The organism is Rhodospirillales bacterium, from assembly GCA_023898805.1.
Taxonomy (GTDB): Bacteria; Pseudomonadota; Alphaproteobacteria; order Micavibrionales; family UBA1664; genus UBA6145.
This window is the reverse complement of record CP060260.1, coordinates 1,768,065-1,787,071: the sequence shown is the minus strand read 5'-3', so window position 1 is coordinate 1,787,071 and position 19,007 is coordinate 1,768,065. Positions and strand designations below refer to the sequence as shown.

23 protein-coding genes are annotated in these 19,007 nt (G+C 62.3%); 12 read left to right on the top strand and 11 right to left on the bottom strand.

Translation table 11 applies throughout. From position 1 onward, the window contains the following. Positions 1-27: 27 nt before the first annotated feature. The 6 genes from prfA to H6866_08820 form a co-directional block, all read right to left on the bottom strand. The gene (gene prfA / locus H6866_08845; protein USO07506.1) at positions 28-1,095 is read right to left on the bottom strand and encodes a peptide chain release factor 1; all 1,068 of its coding nucleotides are present in this window, start codon (positions 1,093-1,095) and stop codon (positions 28-30) included. Positions 1,096-1,106: 11 nt separating this feature from the next. After that, the gene (locus tag H6866_08840; protein ID USO07505.1) at positions 1,107-1,466 is read right to left on the bottom strand and encodes a hypothetical protein; all 360 of its coding nucleotides are present in this window, start codon (positions 1,464-1,466) and stop codon (positions 1,107-1,109) included. After that, positions 1,463-2,605: a flavodoxin-dependent (E)-4-hydroxy-3-methylbut-2-enyl-diphosphate synthase gene (gene ispG / locus H6866_08835; GenBank protein USO07504.1), complete on the bottom strand. Its 1,143-nt coding sequence runs from the start codon at positions 2,603-2,605 to the stop codon at positions 1,463-1,465. The genes H6866_08840 and ispG overlap by 4 nt, the downstream gene beginning before the upstream one ends. Beyond that, on the bottom strand, positions 2,602-3,447 hold the full coding sequence (locus H6866_08830; GenBank protein ID USO07503.1) for a helix-turn-helix domain-containing protein: 846 nt from the start codon (positions 3,445-3,447) through the stop codon (positions 2,602-2,604). Before H6866_08830 ends, ispG begins: the two co-directional genes overlap by 4 nt. A gap of 95 nt (positions 3,448-3,542) precedes the next feature. Further along, positions 3,543-3,962: a GNAT family N-acetyltransferase gene (locus H6866_08825; GenBank protein ID USO07502.1), complete on the bottom strand. Its 420-nt coding sequence runs from the start codon at positions 3,960-3,962 to the stop codon at positions 3,543-3,545. Beyond that, positions 3,952-5,181, bottom strand: coding sequence for an aspartate kinase (locus H6866_08820; protein ID USO07501.1), 1,230 nt, complete (start codon positions 5,179-5,181; stop codon positions 3,952-3,954). The genes H6866_08825 and H6866_08820 overlap by 11 nt, the downstream gene beginning before the upstream one ends. 20 nt (positions 5,182-5,201) lie before the next feature. Between H6866_08820 and ubiG the strand changes: the two genes are divergently transcribed. The 4 genes from ubiG to H6866_08800 all read left to right on the top strand — a co-directional run bounded on the left by ubiG (position 5,202) and on the right by H6866_08800 (position 8,955). Continuing rightward, complete coding sequence (ubiG, locus tag H6866_08815) at positions 5,202-5,891, top strand: bifunctional 2-polyprenyl-6-hydroxyphenol methylase/3-demethylubiquinol 3-O-methyltransferase UbiG (GenBank protein USO07500.1); 690 nt, start codon at positions 5,202-5,204, stop codon at positions 5,889-5,891. 97 nt (positions 5,892-5,988) lie between these two features. Then, positions 5,989-6,741, top strand: coding sequence for an electron transfer flavoprotein subunit beta/FixA family protein (locus H6866_08810; protein USO07499.1), 753 nt, complete (start codon positions 5,989-5,991; stop codon positions 6,739-6,741). Beyond that, positions 6,738-7,664: an electron transfer flavoprotein subunit alpha/FixB family protein gene (locus H6866_08805; GenBank protein USO07498.1), complete on the top strand. Its 927-nt coding sequence runs from the start codon at positions 6,738-6,740 to the stop codon at positions 7,662-7,664. Before H6866_08810 ends, H6866_08805 begins: the two co-directional genes overlap by 4 nt. A 70-nt stretch (positions 7,665-7,734) precedes the next feature. Further along, positions 7,735-8,955, top strand: coding sequence for a protein phosphatase 2C family protein (locus H6866_08800; GenBank protein USO07497.1), 1,221 nt, complete (start codon positions 7,735-7,737; stop codon positions 8,953-8,955). Here the strand turns inward: H6866_08800 and H6866_08795 are convergent, their stop codons facing one another. Then, on the bottom strand, positions 8,956-9,603 hold the full coding sequence (locus tag H6866_08795) for a TlpA family protein disulfide reductase (GenBank protein ID USO07496.1): 648 nt from the start codon (positions 9,601-9,603) through the stop codon (positions 8,956-8,958). A gap of 41 nt (positions 9,604-9,644) precedes the next feature. Here H6866_08795 and H6866_08790 point away from each other — a divergent pair, with 41 nt between their 5' ends. Next, entirely contained in the window at positions 9,645-9,812 is a 168-nt protein-coding gene (locus tag H6866_08790; protein USO07495.1) for a hypothetical protein, read from the top strand. 29 nt (positions 9,813-9,841) lie between these two features. Here the strand turns inward: H6866_08790 and H6866_08785 are convergent, their stop codons facing one another. Beyond that, positions 9,842-10,498, bottom strand: a complete 657-nt coding sequence (locus H6866_08785) for a zinc-ribbon domain-containing protein (GenBank protein USO07494.1) — start codon at positions 10,496-10,498, stop codon at positions 9,842-9,844. Between the two features lie 126 nt (positions 10,499-10,624). Here H6866_08785 and ftsE point away from each other — a divergent pair, with 126 nt between their 5' ends. The 4 genes from ftsE to H6866_08765 are packed head-to-tail and all read left to right on the top strand — an operon-like array spanning position 10,625 to position 14,353. Next, positions 10,625-11,317 carry a cell division ATP-binding protein FtsE gene (ftsE, locus tag H6866_08780; GenBank protein USO07493.1) on the top strand — a complete coding sequence of 231 codons (693 nt, stop codon included), beginning with the start codon at positions 10,625-10,627 and terminating at the stop codon, positions 11,315-11,317. Then, positions 11,317-12,240, top strand: a complete 924-nt coding sequence (locus H6866_08775) for a hypothetical protein (protein USO07492.1) — start codon at positions 11,317-11,319, stop codon at positions 12,238-12,240. Before ftsE ends, H6866_08775 begins: the two co-directional genes overlap by 1 nt. 8 nt (positions 12,241-12,248) lie before the next feature. Further along, positions 12,249-12,851: a YdcF family protein gene (locus H6866_08770; protein ID USO07491.1), complete on the top strand. Its 603-nt coding sequence runs from the start codon at positions 12,249-12,251 to the stop codon at positions 12,849-12,851. Then, complete coding sequence (locus tag H6866_08765; protein USO07490.1) at positions 12,839-14,353, top strand: 1-acyl-sn-glycerol-3-phosphate acyltransferase; 1,515 nt, start codon at positions 12,839-12,841, stop codon at positions 14,351-14,353. The genes H6866_08770 and H6866_08765 overlap by 13 nt, the downstream gene beginning before the upstream one ends. On the opposite strand, the gene H6866_08760 is transcribed toward H6866_08765, so the two are convergent. After that, on the bottom strand, positions 14,262-14,717 hold the full coding sequence (locus tag H6866_08760; protein USO07489.1) for a SufE family protein: 456 nt from the start codon (positions 14,715-14,717) through the stop codon (positions 14,262-14,264). The two genes, H6866_08765 and H6866_08760, sit on opposite strands and share 92 nt — an antisense overlap. A 170-nt stretch (positions 14,718-14,887) precedes the next feature. Here H6866_08760 and clpX point away from each other — a divergent pair, with 170 nt between their 5' ends. Continuing rightward, positions 14,888-16,183, top strand: a complete 1,296-nt coding sequence (gene clpX / locus H6866_08755) for an ATP-dependent Clp protease ATP-binding subunit ClpX (protein USO07488.1) — start codon at positions 14,888-14,890, stop codon at positions 16,181-16,183. Positions 16,184-16,371: 188 nt separating this feature from the next. On the opposite strand, the gene H6866_08750 is transcribed toward clpX, so the two are convergent. After that, the gene (locus H6866_08750) at positions 16,372-16,878 is read right to left on the bottom strand and encodes a hypothetical protein (protein ID USO07487.1); all 507 of its coding nucleotides are present in this window, start codon (positions 16,876-16,878) and stop codon (positions 16,372-16,374) included. Between the two features lie 132 nt (positions 16,879-17,010). Then, positions 17,011-17,919 (bottom strand): pseudouridine-5'-phosphate glycosidase, encoded by a 909-nt coding sequence (locus H6866_08745; GenBank protein USO07486.1) that lies wholly within the window; start codon positions 17,917-17,919, stop codon positions 17,011-17,013. Positions 17,920-18,356: 437 nt separating this feature from the next. Here H6866_08745 and H6866_08740 point away from each other — a divergent pair, with 437 nt between their 5' ends. Both H6866_08740 and H6866_08735 read left to right on the top strand, forming a co-directional pair. Next, complete coding sequence (locus H6866_08740; protein ID USO07485.1) at positions 18,357-18,614, top strand: type II toxin-antitoxin system Phd/YefM family antitoxin; 258 nt, start codon at positions 18,357-18,359, stop codon at positions 18,612-18,614. Positions 18,615-18,623: 9 nt separating this feature from the next. Beyond that, positions 18,624-19,001 (top strand): type II toxin-antitoxin system VapC family toxin, encoded by a 378-nt coding sequence (locus H6866_08735; GenBank protein ID USO07484.1) that lies wholly within the window; start codon positions 18,624-18,626, stop codon positions 18,999-19,001. Positions 19,002-19,007: the final 6 nt, after the last annotated feature.

The window sequence follows — 19,007 nt, the reverse complement described above, 5'->3', positions numbered from 1 at the left end:
GCCCAAAGCCGATCAAAGAAAGGCCGGCTATGCCCCGTTTTGAAGGCTGGCCATTTTTTCAGCCTGATCCTCGCGGGTCAGAGCATCGACGATGGTATCCAGGTCTTGCCCGTTCATCACCCGGTCGATGGCGTAAAGCGTCAGGTTGACGCGATGGTCGGTGACGCGCCCTTGGGGAAAATTATAGGTGCGGATGCGTTCTGACCGGTCGCCCGACCCCACTTGCGATTTGCGGTCGGCCGCGCGATCGGCGGCCAGTTTCTGACGCTCGGCGTCGAGAATCCGGCTTTTGAGGATCTTCATCGCCTTGGCGCGGTTTTTGTGCTGGGAGCGTTCCTCCTGCATGGCGACCACGGTGCCGGTGGGGATGTGGGTGATACGGATCGCGGAATCGGTGCGGTTGACGTGCTGGCCCCCGGCGCCGGACGCGCGATAGGTGTCGATACGCAGATCGTTTTCGTTGATGTGGATGTCGGCTTCCTCGGCCTCCGGCAGCACCGCGACCGTGGCGGCGGAGGTGTGGACGCGGCCCGACGCCTCGGTTTCCGGAACGCGCTGGACGCGGTGGACGCCGGATTCGTATTTCAGGCGCGCGAAGACGCCCGCGCCTTCGACCGACACCACCACGTCCTTGACGCCGCCAAGATCGCTTTCGCTGGCATCCATGATTTCAAAGCGCCAGTTGTGGATCGCGGCATAGGCCTTGTACATGCGCAGCAGGTCGCCCGCGAACAGCGCAGCCTCCTGCCCGCCGGTGCCGGCGCGGATTTCGAGAATGGCGCTGCGTTCATCGGCGGCATCGCGGGGCAGCAGGGCCAGGTGCAGCGCCTCCTCCAGCGCCGGAATCCTGTCCTTAAGGACGATCAACTCCTCTTGCGCGGCCGCCTTCATTTCCGGATCGTCGAGCAGCGCGTCGAGGTCCGCGCGCTCCTTCATCGCGGCGCGGTAAGCGGCAGCGGCATCGACCACGGGTTGCAGGTCCGCGTATTCCTTGGACAGTTTCGCAAAATCGCCCGCCCGCGCCGGGTCGGCCATCAGCGCGGCCAGTTCGCGGTGGCGGGATAAAATGGTTTCGATATGCGCTTCAAAGGCCATGATTTGGAAACTTAAATGACACCGGACGACGCGGCGAGGTGTTTTTTTATAGCCGCCATGCCCGCTTCACGTTCCTTCACATGCGCGATGCGCATACATAGTTCGCCCCAACGAAAATGACGCACGACCCGCCCGGCGTCGTCCTTATTCAATCCAAAATCACGAGCCATGCGAAAAATATCCTTGCCTTTTTTCGTGCGCGGCCCGTTCCGGACATCGTCAGCAAATATCCGGCTTACAATAGAAGCTTCCAGCAACTGCGTGTTTTCAGGCATCGGAAAAGCTGCCGCGCGCAAAGCAAAAGATAGTTTCAAACGCCCCTTGCGAAACCATCCTATATGCCGCAGATCAAAAATATCATCCGGTATCATGCTGCTTCCTTTCCGTTTGCGGCGGCTTCGATTTCGCGCGCGCGCGCCTCGACCAGCGACACGATGTGGTCGATCAAATCCTCTTTGCCTTCCTGAATGCGGTGGTGCTGCTCGCCGCCCAGATAAATCTGGTGCGTGCCACGGCCGCCGCCGGTCAGGCCGATATCGGTCATCAGCGCCTCGCCGGGACCGTTGACGACGCAGCCGATGATGCTCAGGGTCATCGGGGTCGTGACATGCGCAAGGCGCGATTCCAGAATCTCGACGGTTTTGATCACGTCGAATTGCTGGCGCGCGCAGGACGGACAGGCGACGACGTTGACGCCCCGATGGCGCAGGCCCAGCGATTTGAGGATGTCGAAACCGACCTTCACTTCCTCCACCGGGTCGGCGGAAAGCGATACGCGGATCGTATCGCCGATCCCCGCCCAAAGCAGGTTGCCGATGCCGATGGCCGATTTTACCGTGCCGGCGCGCAATCCCCCGGCCTCGGTAATGCCCAGATGCAGGGGATAATCGCAAGCGTCGGCCAAAAGCTGATAGGCGGCGACCGCCATGAACACGTCCGAAGCCTTGCAGGAAATCTTGAAGTTGAAAAAGTCGTTGTCTTCAAGAATCCGGATATGACGCAGCGCGCTTTCCAGCATCGCGTCGGGGCATGGTTCACCGTATTTTTCCAGCAGGTCGCGTTCAAGACTGCCCGCGTTGACGCCGATGCGAATGGCACAGTTGTTGTCTTTTGCCGCACGGATCAGTTCGCGCACGCGTTCGGGCGCGCCGATATTGCCCGGATTGATGCGCAGGCAGGCGGCACCGGCCTTCGCCGCCTCGATCCCGCGGCGGTAATGAAAATGGATATCCGCGACCAGCGGCACCTTCGCGGCCCTGACGATTTCAGGAAACGCGGCGGTCGATTCCTCGTCCGGGCAGGAAACGCGGATGATGTCGGCGCCCGCCGCCTCCATCGCGCGGATCTGGCGGATCGTCGCCTGCGCGTCCGAGGTGCGCGTGTTGGTCATGGTTTGGACCGTGATCGGCGCGTCGCCGCCCACCGGGACGTCACCCACCATGATGCGGCGCGATTTGCGGCGCGCGATGTGGCGCCAGGGGCGCAGCAGGGTCGGGTCGCCGCCGCTCATTGTCCCTTGCCTTTGGTTGCAGGCGCGGCCTTGTTGGCCACCAGCGCGCTGATCGGCAGGTTGCGCACGACGCCGCGCCGACCTTCCAGCACATCGACCGGCTTGCCATTCCAATCGAACGACACCGCCCCGGCATTGCCGGTGGAAAGCGTCAGATTGCCGGTCAACGGAATGGACGTGCTTTCACCCTTTTTGAGTACGCGCGAAAACAGGATCGCGTCGGGCTTGTCGGCGTCGCGGATTTCGACCCAGCTGGCATCGGCGGCGGTGATCTTCAACTTGCCCGCAGGCACGGCGGGCTGGGCCGACGTTTGATCCGGCGCGGACGCGCCTTCCGTCACCGGTGTCGCCGGTGCAGCCGGCGTTGTGCTTGCGGGGGTGTTTTCCGTCTTTGCGACGGCGGCGGGCATTTGCGGCTCCGGCTCCCCGCCGCCGCCGAGAATCCAGAACAGCAAACCGATGATCGCCAGCGTGCCCAGTGAAGCGCCGACCATCCACCATGCGGGCGAGCGGCTTTCGGTCACGGGAATGGGGAAATTCAGATCGCGGCTGGCGGTGTGGCCGATGACCTGCGATTTGAACAGATAGACCAGCTTGTCGGAATCAAGACGCAGATAGTCGGCATAGGTGCGCACGAAGCCGATCGCATAGACACGGCCCGGCAGACGGCTGATGTCCCCCGCCTCGATCGCGGCCAGATGTTCGGGCCGGATGTTGAGCTGCGCGCCGACATAGGGCAGTTCCAGACCGAATTGCACACGCGCACGGCGCAGCACCTCGCCCACCGGCAGATCGGTGTAGTGGTCCAGAATGTTCTGGTCGGCCATTCTAAGTTTGAGCATGGGACCTTATATAGCCGCCCCGCCCCCCGTTTGGAATGTAAAAAACGAGATTCCAAGCCTACGCGCCCCATACCCGAAAGGGTATCGGATGCCGTTTAAATGCGCTTTTTAAACATGTGCATGGCGTGGCCGGGTGGGTAATCGGGCAGGGTCGCGAAAACCGCATACCCAAGTTTTTCGTAGAACCCGCGCGCCTGAAACGACAGGGTGTTGGCCCGCATGCCGATGCACCCCAGTTCGCGGGCGCGGGTTTCCGCCGCCTGCATCAGCTTCGTTCCATCCCCTTGCCCGCGACGGGCATCGTCCACCCATAGATACTGGACATACATCCACCCGTAAAAGGCCTGCGCGACCAGCGCGGCGGCGATCTGTCCGGAACCGTCGCGTATCAGCGCCTGAAACAGCGTGCATTCGCCATGCGCCGTGAAGGCCGCGTCATGGGCCTGCAACCCGGCAAGCGCGGCCGCCACCGCATCCGGGTCGTTGCGGTCGGCGATTTCGATTTCAGCTTTCATGCAGCATGAAGGCGGCGTGAAGAACGCGGACGGCGGTATCGGCATCCTGTTCATCCAAAAGCACGCTGATCTTGATTTCCGAGGTCGCGATGGCCTTGATGTTGATCCCCTTTTCGGCCAGCGTTTCAAACATTTTCAGTACCACTTCGGGATGCGTGCGCATACCGATGCCGATGACCGAAACTTTGGCGATTTTGTCGTCCGAAATGATTTCCCGTCCTACGATGCCCGTGCCTTGCAGGCATTTCAGCGCGCGAGCCAGGTCGGCGCGCGGCACGGTAAAGGTAAAATCCGTCGTCTTTCCGTCCGGCGCGATATTCTGGACGATCATGTCGAGCGTGATGCCCGCATCGGCCAACGGCTTCACCGCGCGGGCCGCCATACCCGGCTGGTCGGCAACGCCGAGATAGGTGATCTTGGCCTCGTCCCTGGAACAGGTGATTCCCGATATGACGTGGGATTCGAGCATGTCTTCCTCCTTGACCAGCAGGGTGCCCGGCAGATCGCTGCCGATAGCGGATTCCAGACTGGATAAAACCTGTAATTTCATCGCGCATTTCATCGCCAGCTCGACCGAGCGGATCTGCAGCACCTTGGCCCCGACCGAGGCCATTTCAAGCATTTCTTCGAAGGAGACACGTTTGAGTTTGCGCGCTTCCTTCACCAGACGCGGGTCGGTGGTGTAGACGCCGTCGACATCGGTATAGATGTCGCAACGATCGGCCTTCAGCGCCGCGGCCAGCGCCACCGCCGAAGTGTCGGACCCGCCGCGGCCCAGCGTGGTGATGCGACCTTCGGCGCTTACGCCCTGAAAACCAGCGACCACCGGTACCTCGCCCCGGTCCAGCGCGGCGCGCAGGCCGCCCGATTCAATATCCTGAATACGGGCGCGTCCATGGGCGTGGGTGGAAACGATGCCTGCCTGCCAGCCTTGCCACGAGCGCGCGTCGATGCCGCGTTTTTGCAGCGCGATCGCCATCAGCCCCGCCGTCACCTGTTCGCCGGTCGCCACCACCGCGTCGTATTCGCGCGCGTCGTAATCCGGCGTCAGTTCGTTACACCATTGCACCAGCTGGTTGGTGACGCCCGCCATCGCCGAAACCACGACCGCGCAGCGGTTGCCGCGCGCGATTTCGGCCGCGACCTTGGCGGCCGCGTTTTCGATGCGTTCCAGATTGGCGACGGAAGTGCCGCCAAACTTCATGACAAGCGTGTCCATGTGGGGTAAAACCCGTTCCTATGCGATCTACGGCCAATGCTCAGGAGATTGATAACTTTACCGCCCTCGCCGCGCAATGGTGGAATGAGGACGGGCCGATGCAACCTTTGCATGCCCTGAACCCGGCGCGCATCGGCATCATCCGCGATTGGGCCGGACCTTTGAAAAACCAGCGTATTCTGGACGTCGGGTGCGGCGGCGGGCTGGTGTGCGAACCGCTTGCCCGGTTGGGCGCGCGCATGACCGGCATCGACGCCGGGGCGGAAAACGTCGCGGCGGCGCAGGCGCACGCACAAGAATCCGGGCTTAAAATCGATTATCACTGCACCACCGCCGAACGGTTTAAGGGATCATTCGACACCGTGCTGGCGCTGGAGATCATCGAGCATGTCGACCATCCGCAATTATTCATCGACTCGCTGCTGGCACTGACCCGTCCGGGCGGGAGCATCATCCTGTCGACACTCAACCGTACCGCCAAATCGCTGGCGCTGGGCAAGATCGCGGCGGAATACGTGCTGGGATGGGTGCCGCGCGGCACGCATGACTGGCGCAAATTCAAAAAGCCGTCGGAAATCGCGGCGATGATGGGCGCACGCGCCAAAATCGCCGATATCACCGGCCTTGTCTACGACCTGCGGCGCGGGGAATTCGTGCCCGACGCGCGGGACGTCGCGGTCAATTACTTCATCCACGCACGCAAGCACTGATCCCGCGCATTTCGCAACGCCGCAAAACCTTCCCGTTTAGGGGGCTGGCCCTTGGGCGTTTCGCGTTTATAATGTTTGCGAATAGAAGGGAAGCGCCATGAAAATTCTTGTCCCCGTCAAGCGGGTGGTCGATTACAACGTCAAGATCCGCGTCAAGGCGGACGGCACCGGCGTCGATCTGGCCAACGTCAAAATGTCGATGAACCCGTTCGACGAGATCGCGGTCGAGGAAGCGGTCAAGCTGAAGGAAGCCAAGATCGCGAGCGAAATCGTCGCCGTGTCGATCGGCCCCGCGCAAGCAGGCGACACCATCCGCGCGGCGATGGCGATGGGCGCGGATCGCGGCATCCTGATCAGCACGAACGAAACCGTCGAACCGCTGGCGGTCGCGAAAATCCTGCAAAAGCTGCTTGAAAAAGAGGCCCCGCAAATGGTGATCATGGGCAAGCAGGCGATCGACGACGATTCCAACCAGACCGGGCAGATGCTGGCGGCGCTGATGAACTGGCCGCAGGGGACGTTTGCCTCCAAGGTCGCGGTCGCGGACGGCAAGGTTTCGGTCACGCGGGAAATCGACGGCGGGCTTGAAACGCTGGCGCTGAAGCTGCCTTGCATCGTGACCACCGATCTGCGCCTCAATACCCCGCGTTACGCCGCCCTGCCCGCCATCATGCAGGCCAAGAAAAAGCCGATGGAAACGCTGGAGCCCGCCGCGCTGGGCGTCGATATCGCGCCGCGCCTCAAGACCCTTTCGGTCGCGGAGCCGCCCAAACGCAAGGGTGGGGTCAAGGTGCCGGACGTCGATACGCTGATCGAGAAACTGAAAAACGAAGCCAAGGTGATCGCATGACCATTCTTGTTGTTGCCGAACACGACAATGCGGCGTTGAAAAGCGCGACGCTGAACACCGTCGCCGCCGCCGCGAAAATCGGCGGGGACATTCATGTGCTGGTGGCCGGTTCGGGCTGCGACGGAGCCGCCAACGCCGCCGCGCAGATCGCGGGCGTGGCCAAGGTCATCAAAAGCGACGATCCCGCCTATGCGCACGGCATCGCGGAGAATCTGGCGCCGCTGGTCGCAAACCTGCCGGGTTACGCCTATATCCTTGCGCCCGCGACCAGTTTCGGGAAAAACCTGATGCCGCGCGTCGCCGCGCTTTTGGACGTGCAGCAGGTTTCGGACATTATCGCGGTGGCCGCCCCGGATACGTTCGTGCGGCCCATTTACGCGGGCAACGCCCTTGCCACGGTGCAATCGGGCGACAAGATCAAGGTCGTCACCGTGCGCGCGACCGGGTTCGACCCGGCCCCCGCCACCGGCGGCAGCGCCGCGATCGAGGCGCGGGATGGCACCGGCGATCAGGGGCTTGCGGCCTTTGTCGGCGCGGAAATCTCTAAATCCGCGCGGCCCGAACTGACCGCGGCGCGTATCGTCGTATCCGGCGGGCGCGGCGTGGGTTCGGCCGAAAACTTCAAGATCATCGAGGCGCTGGCCGACAAGCTGGGCGGTGCCGTCGGCGCATCGCGCGCCGCGGTCGATGCGGGGTATGTGCCCAACGATTATCAGGTGGGGCAAACCGGCAAGGTGGTCGCGCCCGACCTGTACATCGCGGCGGGGATTTCCGGCGCGATCCAGCATCTGGCGGGGATGAAGGATTCCAAGGTCATCGTCGCCATCAACAAGGACCCGGAAGCGCCGATCTTTCAGGTCGCGGATTACGGGCTGGTCGCTGATCTGTTCATGGCGGTGCCGGAGCTGACCGCCAAGGTTTAGTCCTTGTAATTTTACGTAAATATTAATTTTTATCCCTTAGACTTGGGCGCATATAGCTATGAATCCGGGCATGAGTCCGGTGGGGGTGTGCGTGATACGGGTCGGACAAGCGCAGGATTGCGGCAGTAAATACGGTGATGTCCAGCATGACGCGACGATATCCGGCTTTTTGCCGCCGGACATCACGGCCGTCGACGATGTCATGAAGTATATGACGCTCAATGTCTTCCGCACCGCCTGCGAAGCCGGGGAAAAGGCCGGAAAGGAAACGCAAAGCGGGTCCACCCTGACCACCGCCGTGATCACGCCGGACGGCCATCTGGTGCAAAACACGCTGGGCGACAGCCCGCTGATGATTTTTGCCGTCGATGCCCAGAACCGTGTCACCGGGCAGGGACTGATCAACACCCTGCACCACCCCAACCCTTACATGGGCAACGTGATCGACGAGGGGGCGTTGAAAAGCTCGTGGCAGAACATGCTGGGCGATGGCAGCGGCCGGTACATGACCGCGGCGCATCTGAGCGATTATGCGCAGCCGGGCGAACGCCTGATCATCGTGCCCGCCAGCGACGGCGTGTTCGACGGCATCGGCAACCCGCCGATGGAGCTGGATTTCGATCAGGCGGTGCAATGGGGCCACGACCAACGTCAGGCCCGCGTGAAAGCCTTTAGTTCCAGCGTGCAAGCCGCCATGATGACCGGCGGCGACCCGCGCAAACTGGCTGAAGGCATCATCGCGACGACGGAGGCACTGGCGGGAAAACAGGGCCGCGACAATATTTCGGTCAATGTCGCGATCGTCGATCCGAACGATTTGCCGGAGCGGGCCTTGCTGCTGGGTGTCGCGGACGGAAACGGACCGCAGGGCGGCACGGTTTCAAACGCGGTGGTCGCGTCGATGCAAAACCATGTCCAGTTGCTGATGGACGCCACCAAAAGAATGACCCACGAAGACAGTGCCAGAGCCGTCGCCGGCAGCCCATGGATGGAGGTTACGACGTCGCAGGGTTTTCCGGCCAAATATCTGGATGTCGGCGGCATGGACCGGCGCGAACGCGCGCGGATCGAAACCGCCCTGTCCATGCAAGACATCCGTTTTCAAGAAAAACGAAGCTCGCTGAACGGCGGCACCACGGTTCTGGCGGTGACGGGCGAGGATTACCTAAAGGTACATGGATTGCAAAACCCGCCTGCCCCTGCCCCTGCCGCCGCCGCTGCCGCCACCGATAAAGCCCCCGATGCCAAAGGCGGTGTTTTCAAGCGCACTTTGGGCAAGCTGGGTTTTTGATTATCTGAGCCCGGATGCCCGCAAAAGCCGGTCGATCGCGGCGCGGGATTCGGCGTCCGTCCAGTCGCGTTCACCGATCACGCGGGCGACGACCCGGCCCTGCGCATCCAGAAGATAGGTCATCGGCATCCCCACCGGGTTAAGCGCGGCATAGACCCGCCCATCCCGGTCCCAGTTTTGGGCGACCGGTCCGACATTCAGGCGGGCGGTCCGGGCGCGGAAAGCGTCCAGCGATTTTACTTCATCCAAAGATATAGCAATTACCTGTAAGTTTTTGTCTTTATATAAATCTTTTAGTTTTTGTAAGGTCGGCATTTCCTTGAGGCAAGGCGGGCACCATGTCGCCCAAAGGTTGACCAGGGCTGGCCCGCGCAGGCCTGCCAGATCGTCGTCATGGTCCAGATCGCGCAGAAAGGTCGCGGGCGGTAACGGTAATGGGGGATTGATGGGTAGAATCGCCCCGCCCGCTGCCGACGGACCGGCATCAGCGCCGCTGAGGGCCGGTGAAATGGGTGCGGAAGCGGCGGGTGCGAAACTGGGCGCGAAGCCGGGGCCGTGCAAACGGTATTGCCACAGCGCCATCACCACCCCGATCAACAGGGCGTTGGCGACCAGAATCCGGATGTAAAGGCGCGTTGCGTTTTTCATGCCGGGCACTACCATAGTCGAAGCAAGATATGAGGGCCACGATGAAGAAGGTTTTTGTGCTGGCGATGCTGGCGGCGGCGCTGGTTTCAGGCGCGACACTGGTTTCCGGCTGCGGCGTCAAGCCCGGTCAGGTCAAGGCGCCCGCCGGGGTGGTCGACACGTATCCGCGCGCCTATCCCGCGCCGGAATCTGGCGACGTGCCGCGATAAGGCCCGCCAAAGCCGCGAAAAACGGTTTATTACGAATTGTCCGCAACAAGGCGCAGGCGCAGATGCGCGCCCGCCGGAACGTCGGGCAGTTGTACGGAAAACGGCACGGATTCCTGAGCCGGGAGCGTATCCGCCTCCGGCCTTACGGTGCGGGCGGGCACGGTTTTGCCGTGGGTGGATTCAGCCGTGATTTCGACCGCCGGCACGGTGGCCGGGGCATCCGCCGCATTGAAAATACGCCCCGTCAGCACCACGCCATCGCCGTGCGCGCTGGCCTCAAGATCGCGGAATTCCAGCCCGGCGGCCGGCGCCGCCCCCTGCCCGCCCGGCATCAGCGGTGAAAGCGCGCGGGGCAACATATCACCCGCCGCAAGCGCATAGACCAGCGCCACGACCAGCGCCCAGCCAAGCACGAAGCCGCCCAGAACACGGCCGAGCGACGCCATGGGCAGGCCGGAAAGCACGCCTGGACGGATTTCATCGTCAGGCAAATCGCCGTGCGCGGGACGGACCGAGTCGGGAATCGGGTCGATCGGCGCGGCAATGTCGAACAGCGCGCTTTCCTGTTCCGGCATCTGGTGCCAGACATGGCCGCATTTGGGGCAGCGCATGCGCCGCCCGCCGGGGCCGATCAGGGCGGCGGGGATGTCAAAATGGGATGAACATTCTGGGCAGTTGAGTTTCATGGCCTTCCATTATCCAATGCCGCGATTATAAAGGTCAATCATGCACCTGCATCGTATCGCCGCCGCTTTTCCCGCGCTGTCCACATTCTTGTGGGGGCTCTTTTTTATGACAGGGAGCGCCCGCGCATGATCCGATTCGAGCATGTGGGCCTGCGCTATCACGTCGGGCCGGAGGTGCTGACCGATATCAGCTTTACGCTGGAACAGGGCGCGTTCCACTTTCTTTCGGGACCATCGGGCGCGGGCAAGACATCATTGATGCGGCTTTTGTACCTTGCCGGACTACCGACGCGCGGCACGATCGAGATGTTCGGACAGAACGTCGCCACCGCCAGCCGCGCCCAGCGCATGATGATCCGCCAGCGCATCGGCGTGGTGTTTCAGGATTTCCGCCTTTTGCCGCATCTTTCGGCGTTCGACAACGTGGCCTTGCCGCTGCGGATCATGGGGCGCAAGCCGCACGAGGTGCGCAACGCGGTGCGCGAGATACTGGAATGGGTCGGGCTGGCCGAGCATATGGAAGCAAAACCCGAAATCATGTCGGGCGGCCAGCAGCAGCGCGTGGCGATCGCCCGCGCGGTCATCGGCAAACCCCGGCTTTTGCTGGCGGACGAACCGACGGGCAGTCTGGACGATACCACGGGTTACCGGATCATGAGTTTGTTCGAGCAGCTGAACCGCATGGGCACAACCATCGTCATCGCCACGCACAACCAGCAGATGATGGAGCATTTCAACCACCCGCGCCTGACGCTGGACAAGGGGCATCTGAGCGTCTTGCCGCCCTTGCCGCGCGCACAACTGAAGGCGGCGCACTGATGGCCGGGCGGATGCGCACGAAAACGCAGGGCAGCGACATCGCGCTGGACCAGGACAGCGTCGGCACGCGGTTCGTGACGCTGGTTGTGGTGATGATGAGCATGCTGGCCACGCTGGCCATGGGCGGGGCCCTGGTGGTGCATTCGCTGCGCGCGTCGTGGGTCGCGGGCATTACCGGGCACATGACCATCGAAATCCCCGCTACCGCGCCGGACGGCAGCATCCGCGATGCGAACACCGAGGACGCGATCGCCGCACGCATCAACGACGCGCTGGCGCAGGCGCCGGACGTGCGCGCGCTGCGCATTCTGGACCGCCGGGAAGTCGAGCGCATGGTGCGCCCGTGGCTGGGGACCGACGCGGACAAGCAGGACCTGCCGCTACCGGTCCTGATCGCGGTGACGCTGAACGACGCGAACGCGCCGGGCGCGCAAGGGCGCGTCGCGCGCGCGGTCGCGGCGATCGACGCCAGCGCGGTAACCGAGGGGCATCAGGCATGGCTTTCCGATCTGCGGCGGTTTTCGCTGGCGCTTTTGATCGCGGCGTTCATGATGGCCGGGGCCACGGTCGCGTGTGCGATCCTGACCGTTGCGGGCGCGGTGCGCGCCCGGCTGGCCGCGCATCAGGCGGATATCGACCTTCTGCACCTGATGGGGGCGACGGACGATTACATCGCGGCCCAGTTCGTGCGCGTATTCGTGCGCCATGTCGGGCAGGCCGCCTTGATCGGCCTTGTCGGCGGGGCCGTGATCCTGAAGGCGGCGGGGATGATCGCGGGCAACCTGCAAAGCGCCGCGCTGCCCGAATTCCACTGGGGGCCGGGGGCTATATTGTGGCTTGCGGCCTGCCCCGCCCTGGTCATCGGGCTGGGCTGGCTGGCCGCGCGGGTGACGGTCTTGCGTTCGCTGCGCATCATGCCTTAATTTTCATCATGCCGAATCCGATCCGCCACCTGCCCAGTTTTCCGCGCCTGACCGCCGCCGTGGCCTTGGGCGCGCTGACGATGTTCGTATTTGGGTTCGTGGTTTTCTTTCTGGACGTCGTCACCATGCGTCCCGACACGCCAGAGTTGAACAGTGACGCCATCATCGTGCTGACCGGCGGGTCGAACCGCGTCGAGACCGGATTCGACCTGATGGCGCACGACCGGGCGCAGGCGATGCTGGTGACCGGGGTGCATCCGGACGTAACCCTGCCGCAGCTTCTGGCGCACTGGAACGCGGGCAGCGCGGCGGACCGCACCAGGCTGGCCGCGCATTGCTGCATCTTTCTTGAGCACAAGGCCGAAACCACCGAGGACAACGCAGCCGAGGCGCTGGGCTGGGTCAACCGCAACGGCGGGGCGCAGGGGATGAGCATCCGGCTGGTCACGTCCGATTACCACATGCCGCGCGCGATGCTTTTGTTCCGGCGCGCCATGCCCGAAGCCACGCTGGAGGCATGGCCCGTGGCCTCGCCCGAACGGACGGGGTACGCCTTCATCCGGCAGGTGTTCATCGAATACTGCAAGACCTTCGTGATGTGGTTGAAATGATCCGCGCCTTCGTCCGTTCCTTTACGTTCAACATCGCGTTCTATATCTACACGGCCGCGTGCTGCCTTGTTCTGGTGTTCGCGTTCCTTTTGCCGCGCAAGGCGGCGTTCACCTTCGTGCAGATGCTGTATTTCCGGGGCATCGCATGGGTGGAACGAATTTTTCTGGGGCTGGATTACCGCGTCGAAGGCCGCGAAAACCTGCCGCGCGAAGGGTCGTACATTCTGGCGGTCAAGCATTACTCGACCTATGAAACCCTGAAAATGCCGGTGATCTTCGGCGACATCGCCATCATCCTGAAGCGCGAGCTGACCTGGATACCGTTCTGGGGCTGGTACACGATCAAGACCGGCATGATCCCGGTCGATCGCGGCGGACGGCACAAGGCGCTGGAATCTTTGATCCGTGGCGGGCGGCGCGTGGTGGCGCAGGGACGCCCCATCCTGATCTTTCCGCAAGGCACGCGCGTGGCGGCCACCGACACGCCCGCGACCAAGCCTTATAAGATCGGCGGCGCGCGGATCGCCGAGGCGCTGAATCTGCCGATCGTCCCGGTCGCATGCAACAGCGGGGCGTTCTGGCCCAAGCACAGCTTCATGAAAAAGACCGGAATCGTCGATTTCCGTGTCCTGCCGGCCATTCCGGCGGGACTGCCCGCGACCGAGGCGCTGGCCCGGCTGGAGGACGTGCTGGAGCGGGAATCGAACGCGCTGATGCAAGCCCCCGCCTATGGCGCGCACACGCGGGCAACGCGGCTTTGGGGGTTGCGGCCCCTGCTGCGGCTTGCACTTGTGCTGGCGGCGTTGTGGTGCGTTTGGTGGCCTATCGCCGCGCACGGGGTGCGGGTAGAGCTGGATGCGCAACAAGCCGCGATACTGACGGCATCACCAGAGCCCGCAAAAATCAGCGGCTTTCCCGGCCCCTTGCGCATCGAATGGCGCGTCGCGTCCTATAACACGCCGGAGATGCAGATCACCGCGCCGCTGGTGCGGGCGTGCTTTTGGCCCCTGCCCGGCGCAAGCCTTCGGATCACCGCGCCTGAGGGGGCAAGGCTGCTTGCCCGCCATGCCGGGCGCACGGTGGATTTCATGGTGCAGGATTTTTCGCTGGGCGCGCGGTTGCCGCTTTTTGCACCTTCCATCAGTCTGCGCTCGCTGGATCTGGCCAGCGGCGATTCTCGTCTTGCGGCCCTGGGCGACATTGCCGTGCCGCTGAACGGCCAGCCGGTGAACGGAAAAATCGAGGCCGCCCTTTTCGGTTACGACGCCTTTCTCGACCGGTTGGTGCAAGACGGGCTGGTGCGCGCGCAATCGGCGCGGATGGCGCGGTCCATCCTTGGCGCGATGGCGGCGGCGCAGGACGATGGCAGCGTACATGTGCCGGCCGCTGTACATGATGACGTGGTTTATGTCAGCGTGGTGCGGCTGTTCTCTCTGGCAGACTGGCGGCGGCCAGCTGACGAATCCGGGATGCCACCGCAAAAAATCCGTTCCGGCGATTAGGCGAAAGATGTCCGGCCAGCGCCAGCGGGCCGAACACCGTGTGCGGATCGGCATCCGGAGCCATGATTTCGACAGCGGTAAGGCCGTTGTAACGCGCCATCAGCACCGCCAGCAGCCCCTTGACCAGCAAGGCGTCGGAATCGACGTCCATCATCAGGCGGTCGCCCCGCGGGCTTTTTTCCCAGTGATGGGTCATCCAAACCTGCGCAGTGCAGCCGGGGACCAGATGCGCGGCGTCGCGGGCGGCATCCGGATAGGCCGGCAAATGGCGGCCAAGGTCGATCAGATAGGCGTACCTATCTTCCCAATCCCCCATCAGGTCGAAAGCCTCGCGCACGGCGTCGAAAGCGGCGTTTTGTTCCATTTTCCCCCTTTAGCACAGTTTCGCGGATGCGAAAGCGTTAAGACTCCTTTAATAACCCTCATGCGAGATTGGGCCATATAGGCCTTTGCAAGCCAGAACGGCTTGTCTAAAGTGGAGCATGGAATGATTCACTCGTTCAACACACTCCCGTTACCCGCAGGACGCCTCCCATGAGTAAAACGACCGACAGCGACAGCAAGAACACGCTTTACTGCTCCTTTTGCGGTAAGAGCCAGCACGAGGTGCGCAAACTGATCGCGGGCCCCAACGTCTTCATCTGCAACGAATGCGTGGAGCTGTGCACCGACATCATCCGCGAGGAGGACAAGACCCAGCTGGTCAAAACCGGCGGCGGCATCCCCACCCCGCTGGAAATCAAGACCGTACTGGACGATTACGTCATCGGTCAGGAACGCGCCAAGCGCATCCTGTCGGTGGCTGTCCACAACCACTACAAACGCCTCGAACACGGGCAAAAAGGCGCGGATGTCGAGATTTCAAAATCCAACATCCTGCTGGTCGGTCCCACAGGTTCGGGCAAGACGCTGCTGGCGCAAACGCTGGCCCGGTTGCTTGACGTGCCGTTTACAACGTCGGATGCGACAACCCTGACCGAAGCCGGTTATGTGGGCGAGGACGTCGAGAACATCGTGCTGAAACTGTTACAGGCCGCCGATTACAACGTCGAACGCGCGCAGCGCGGCATCGTGTATATCGACGAGATCGACAAAATCAGCCGTAAATCCGACAACCCTTCCATCACCCGCGACGTATCGGGCGAAGGCGTGCAACAGGCGCTTTTGAAACTGATGGAAGGCACCATCGCCAGCGTGCCGCCGCAGGGCGGGCGCAAGCATCCGCAGCAGGAGTTTTTGCAGGTCGATACCTCGAACATCCTGTTCATCTGCGGCGGGGCCTTCGCGGGGATCGAGCGCATCATCGCCGATCGCGGGCGCGGCACGGCCATCGGCTTCGGCGCCGACCCGCAAGCCAAGGACGAAAAGAAAACCGGCGAATTGCTGAAGGTGCTGGAGACCGAGGACCTTCTGAAATTCGGGCTGATCCCCGAATTCGTCGGGCGCCTGCCCGTCGTCGCCACGCTGGAAGACCTTGACGTTCCGGCCCTCGTCCAGATTTTGACCGAGCCGAAAAACGCGCTGGTCAAGCAGTACCAGAAACTGTTCGAGATCGAGAACGTCAAACTGACCTATACCCAGGACGCGCTGGAGGCCATCGCCAAGAAGGCCATCGAACGCAAGACCGGGGCGCGCGGCCTGCGCTCGATCATGGAAGGCTTGCTGCTCGATACCATGTTCGATCTGCCGGGCATGGAAGGGGTGGAGGAAGTCGTCGTCGACGAGGACGTGGTTCTGGGCAAAAAACCGCCGATGATCGTCCACACCACCGGCGAGAAGAAAAAATCCAAGAAATCGGACGACAAGGCGGAACTGACCGCCGCGTCGTAAGGTTCCTGCTTCATGACAAAACGGCGCCTTCGGGCGCCGTTTTCATTGCGGGAAAAAGCGCAGGCGCATGGACGCCTCAAGCGCGGGCGCGACGAAGCAATCCTTGAGGCCATGTGGCCATGAGGCACAGATTTTTGCCGTATGGATTGCCGTGTCGGGCCGTCGGCCCTTTTTGTAACGACAAGTCTTCAGGGCGCGAGGCGCGGCATATCCATAAAGCCGGTAGCGATGCGGGGTGCGTGCACCTTGAGAAAATCCGGCGTCACGCCATGCAGGTACAGACTGTAATTTTGGCCTGCTTCATGGACCACGACCACCTCGCAGACGATCGCGGAATTTTCAAAGCTGATGCCTTCCCATAGCGCCAAATCACGGCGGGCGAAGCTCAGGCGCGTGAAGATGCCGCTTAAATGTTCCGCCTGTTCCTGCGCGATCACGGCAGGCGGGCGGTAGTTTTCAAAATCCACGATTGCGGGCGGAACCTCGCCTTTATCGCGGCTAAACAACCCGATGCGATATGGGTCGTCATGGGACAGGCTGGCAAAGAAATAGGGATGGCCCGCGCGTTCCATGAACGTATTCAGATTCCTGACGCAGGCGGCCGCTTCCTCGAAACTGCCGCGGCACACCGGTTCGTCGGCTTTCTGCGGTCGCGGCAAATAAATAACGCGCGCGGCACCACTTCTTCTGCCCATGACACACCTTCTTCGCCGATGTCTTTTCCCATGCCTTTACGGCGCGGGGCGCATCGTAATCCGTTGATCGGGATGACCGTCCTACGCCCGCGCAAAACGGGGCGCAACCCTTAAAATTATCCGGGCATGGTCCTAAAGCGCGGCCAGCGCACAGGCGATTTCGGCGGCAAGCCTTGCATTCGCGCGGATCAGGGCCTTGTTGGGTTCGATGGTGCGGCCCTGCGTCGCCGCCGCGATATAACGGAGGATAAAGGGGGTCAATGCCTTGCCCGATACGCCTTCGCGCGATGCCGCGTCCTGCGCCGCGGCGATATGGCGTTCCATTTCATCGGCGGGCAGCGCAAGATTTTCCGCGATGGGCTGGACGATCAGCAGCCCGCCGGGCAGGCCCAGCGCGCGGTGCGCGGCGACCACCGCCGCCGCCTCGGCCGGCGTATCGACGCGGGCGGTCAGTTTGATGCCGGAGGTGCGCGAATAAAAAGCCGGGAATTCGTCGGTGCCGAAGCCGATCACCGGCACGCCAAGGGTTTCCAGCACCTCCAGCGTCTTGGGCAGGTCGAGCAGCGATTTCGCCCCGGCGCTGACCACGCAAACCGGGCTGCGTGAGAGTTCGGTCAGATCCGCCGAGATGTCCCAGCTTTCAGACACGCCGCGATGCACGCCGCCGATCCCGCCGGTGGCGAACAGCGCGATGCCCGCCTGCGCCGCCAGACGCATGGTCGCGGCCACGGTCGTGCCCGCGCTTTGCCCCCGCGCCGCGCACACCGCCAGATCGCGCACCGACGCCTTGACCACCTGCGCACCGGGTGCCGCCAGCGCGGCAAGCTGTGCCTCATCAAGCCCTATCTGCGGGCGGCCACCAACCAGCGCAATGGTAGCGGGCACCGCACCGCCCGCACGGATTGCCTGTTCGGATTCCCGTGCGATCGCCAAATTTTCGGGATGCGGAAAACCGTGCGTCACCAGCGTGGATTCCAACGCCACAACGGGCGCGCCTTCCTTCAGGGCATCCAGAATTTCAGGGCTAAAGCGCAGGGTCATAAAACGACAATTTTCTGTTTTGTTTTCAATGCCTTGCATTCTTTACCAATTCCTAACCGGACCAAGGCATACTGATAGAAAGGTTATATAACGGAGATATCAATGGTCAACGTCCACGATATTTTTGCAGGGGCCGCTGTCGTAGGCGAGAAACCCAGAGGTCGTCGTTTTAAAGCGTATCCCGAAGGTGATGCCGTCCGAACTCGTATTATTGCGTATGACGGTATAGTGCCAACTTCTCAAAGTGACACCGCTCCAGCACGCCTATTTACCAAATCGGCATTGGATTTTTAAGCTTTTCTCTCTAGTACCTCCCTGTCTCAACTCAACGCGCCGCCCTCAAAAGCGGCGTTTTTTTTGGCTGTTTTCGGCAAATTTGACAGGGGTTGGCCAAGTCTGGTCTAGTGCGCTGCCTATTCAGTCACAGGACGGATACCATGGAAATCTTCAACATATCGCATGCAAAAACCCATCTTTCGGCGCTGGTCGCACGGGTCGAGGCGGGCGAGGAAATCGTCATCGGTCGCGCCGACAAGCCTTTGTGCAAACTGGTCCCTTACATTCCGGCGGACAAACCCTGTTTTGTCGGCGCGGGCGCGGGGCGCATCGCCGTGCCGCCGGTCGAGGCGTTCAATCTGTGGGATGACGAGATCGCCGAGGCGTTGACCATGGATCTGTTTCAAGAAGCGGCCTAGAGCAAGAACATGAACTATCTGCTTGATACCCATATCCTTCTGAGCGCGCTGTACGACGACGCGCAGCTTTCGTCCGATGTGCGCGCGGCGCTGACCAGCCCGGACCACCGGTTTTTCGTCAGCCACGCCAGTTTGTGGGAGATCAGCTTGCAACAGCAGCAGGGGCGGCTCGATTACGACCCCGATTTCTATGCGCTGCTGGAGCGAACCAACCTGAACCAGTTGCCCATCGATTTGCGCCATATCGCCGGGACCGCCGCCCTGCCCCCGATGCACAAGGACCCGTTCGACCGGATGCTGGTCGCGCAGGCTGCCGCCGAAGGCATGGTCATCGTTACCGACGACGTGCGCCTGTCGCTTTACGATGTGCCGCTTTTGCGCAATTAAGCCGCT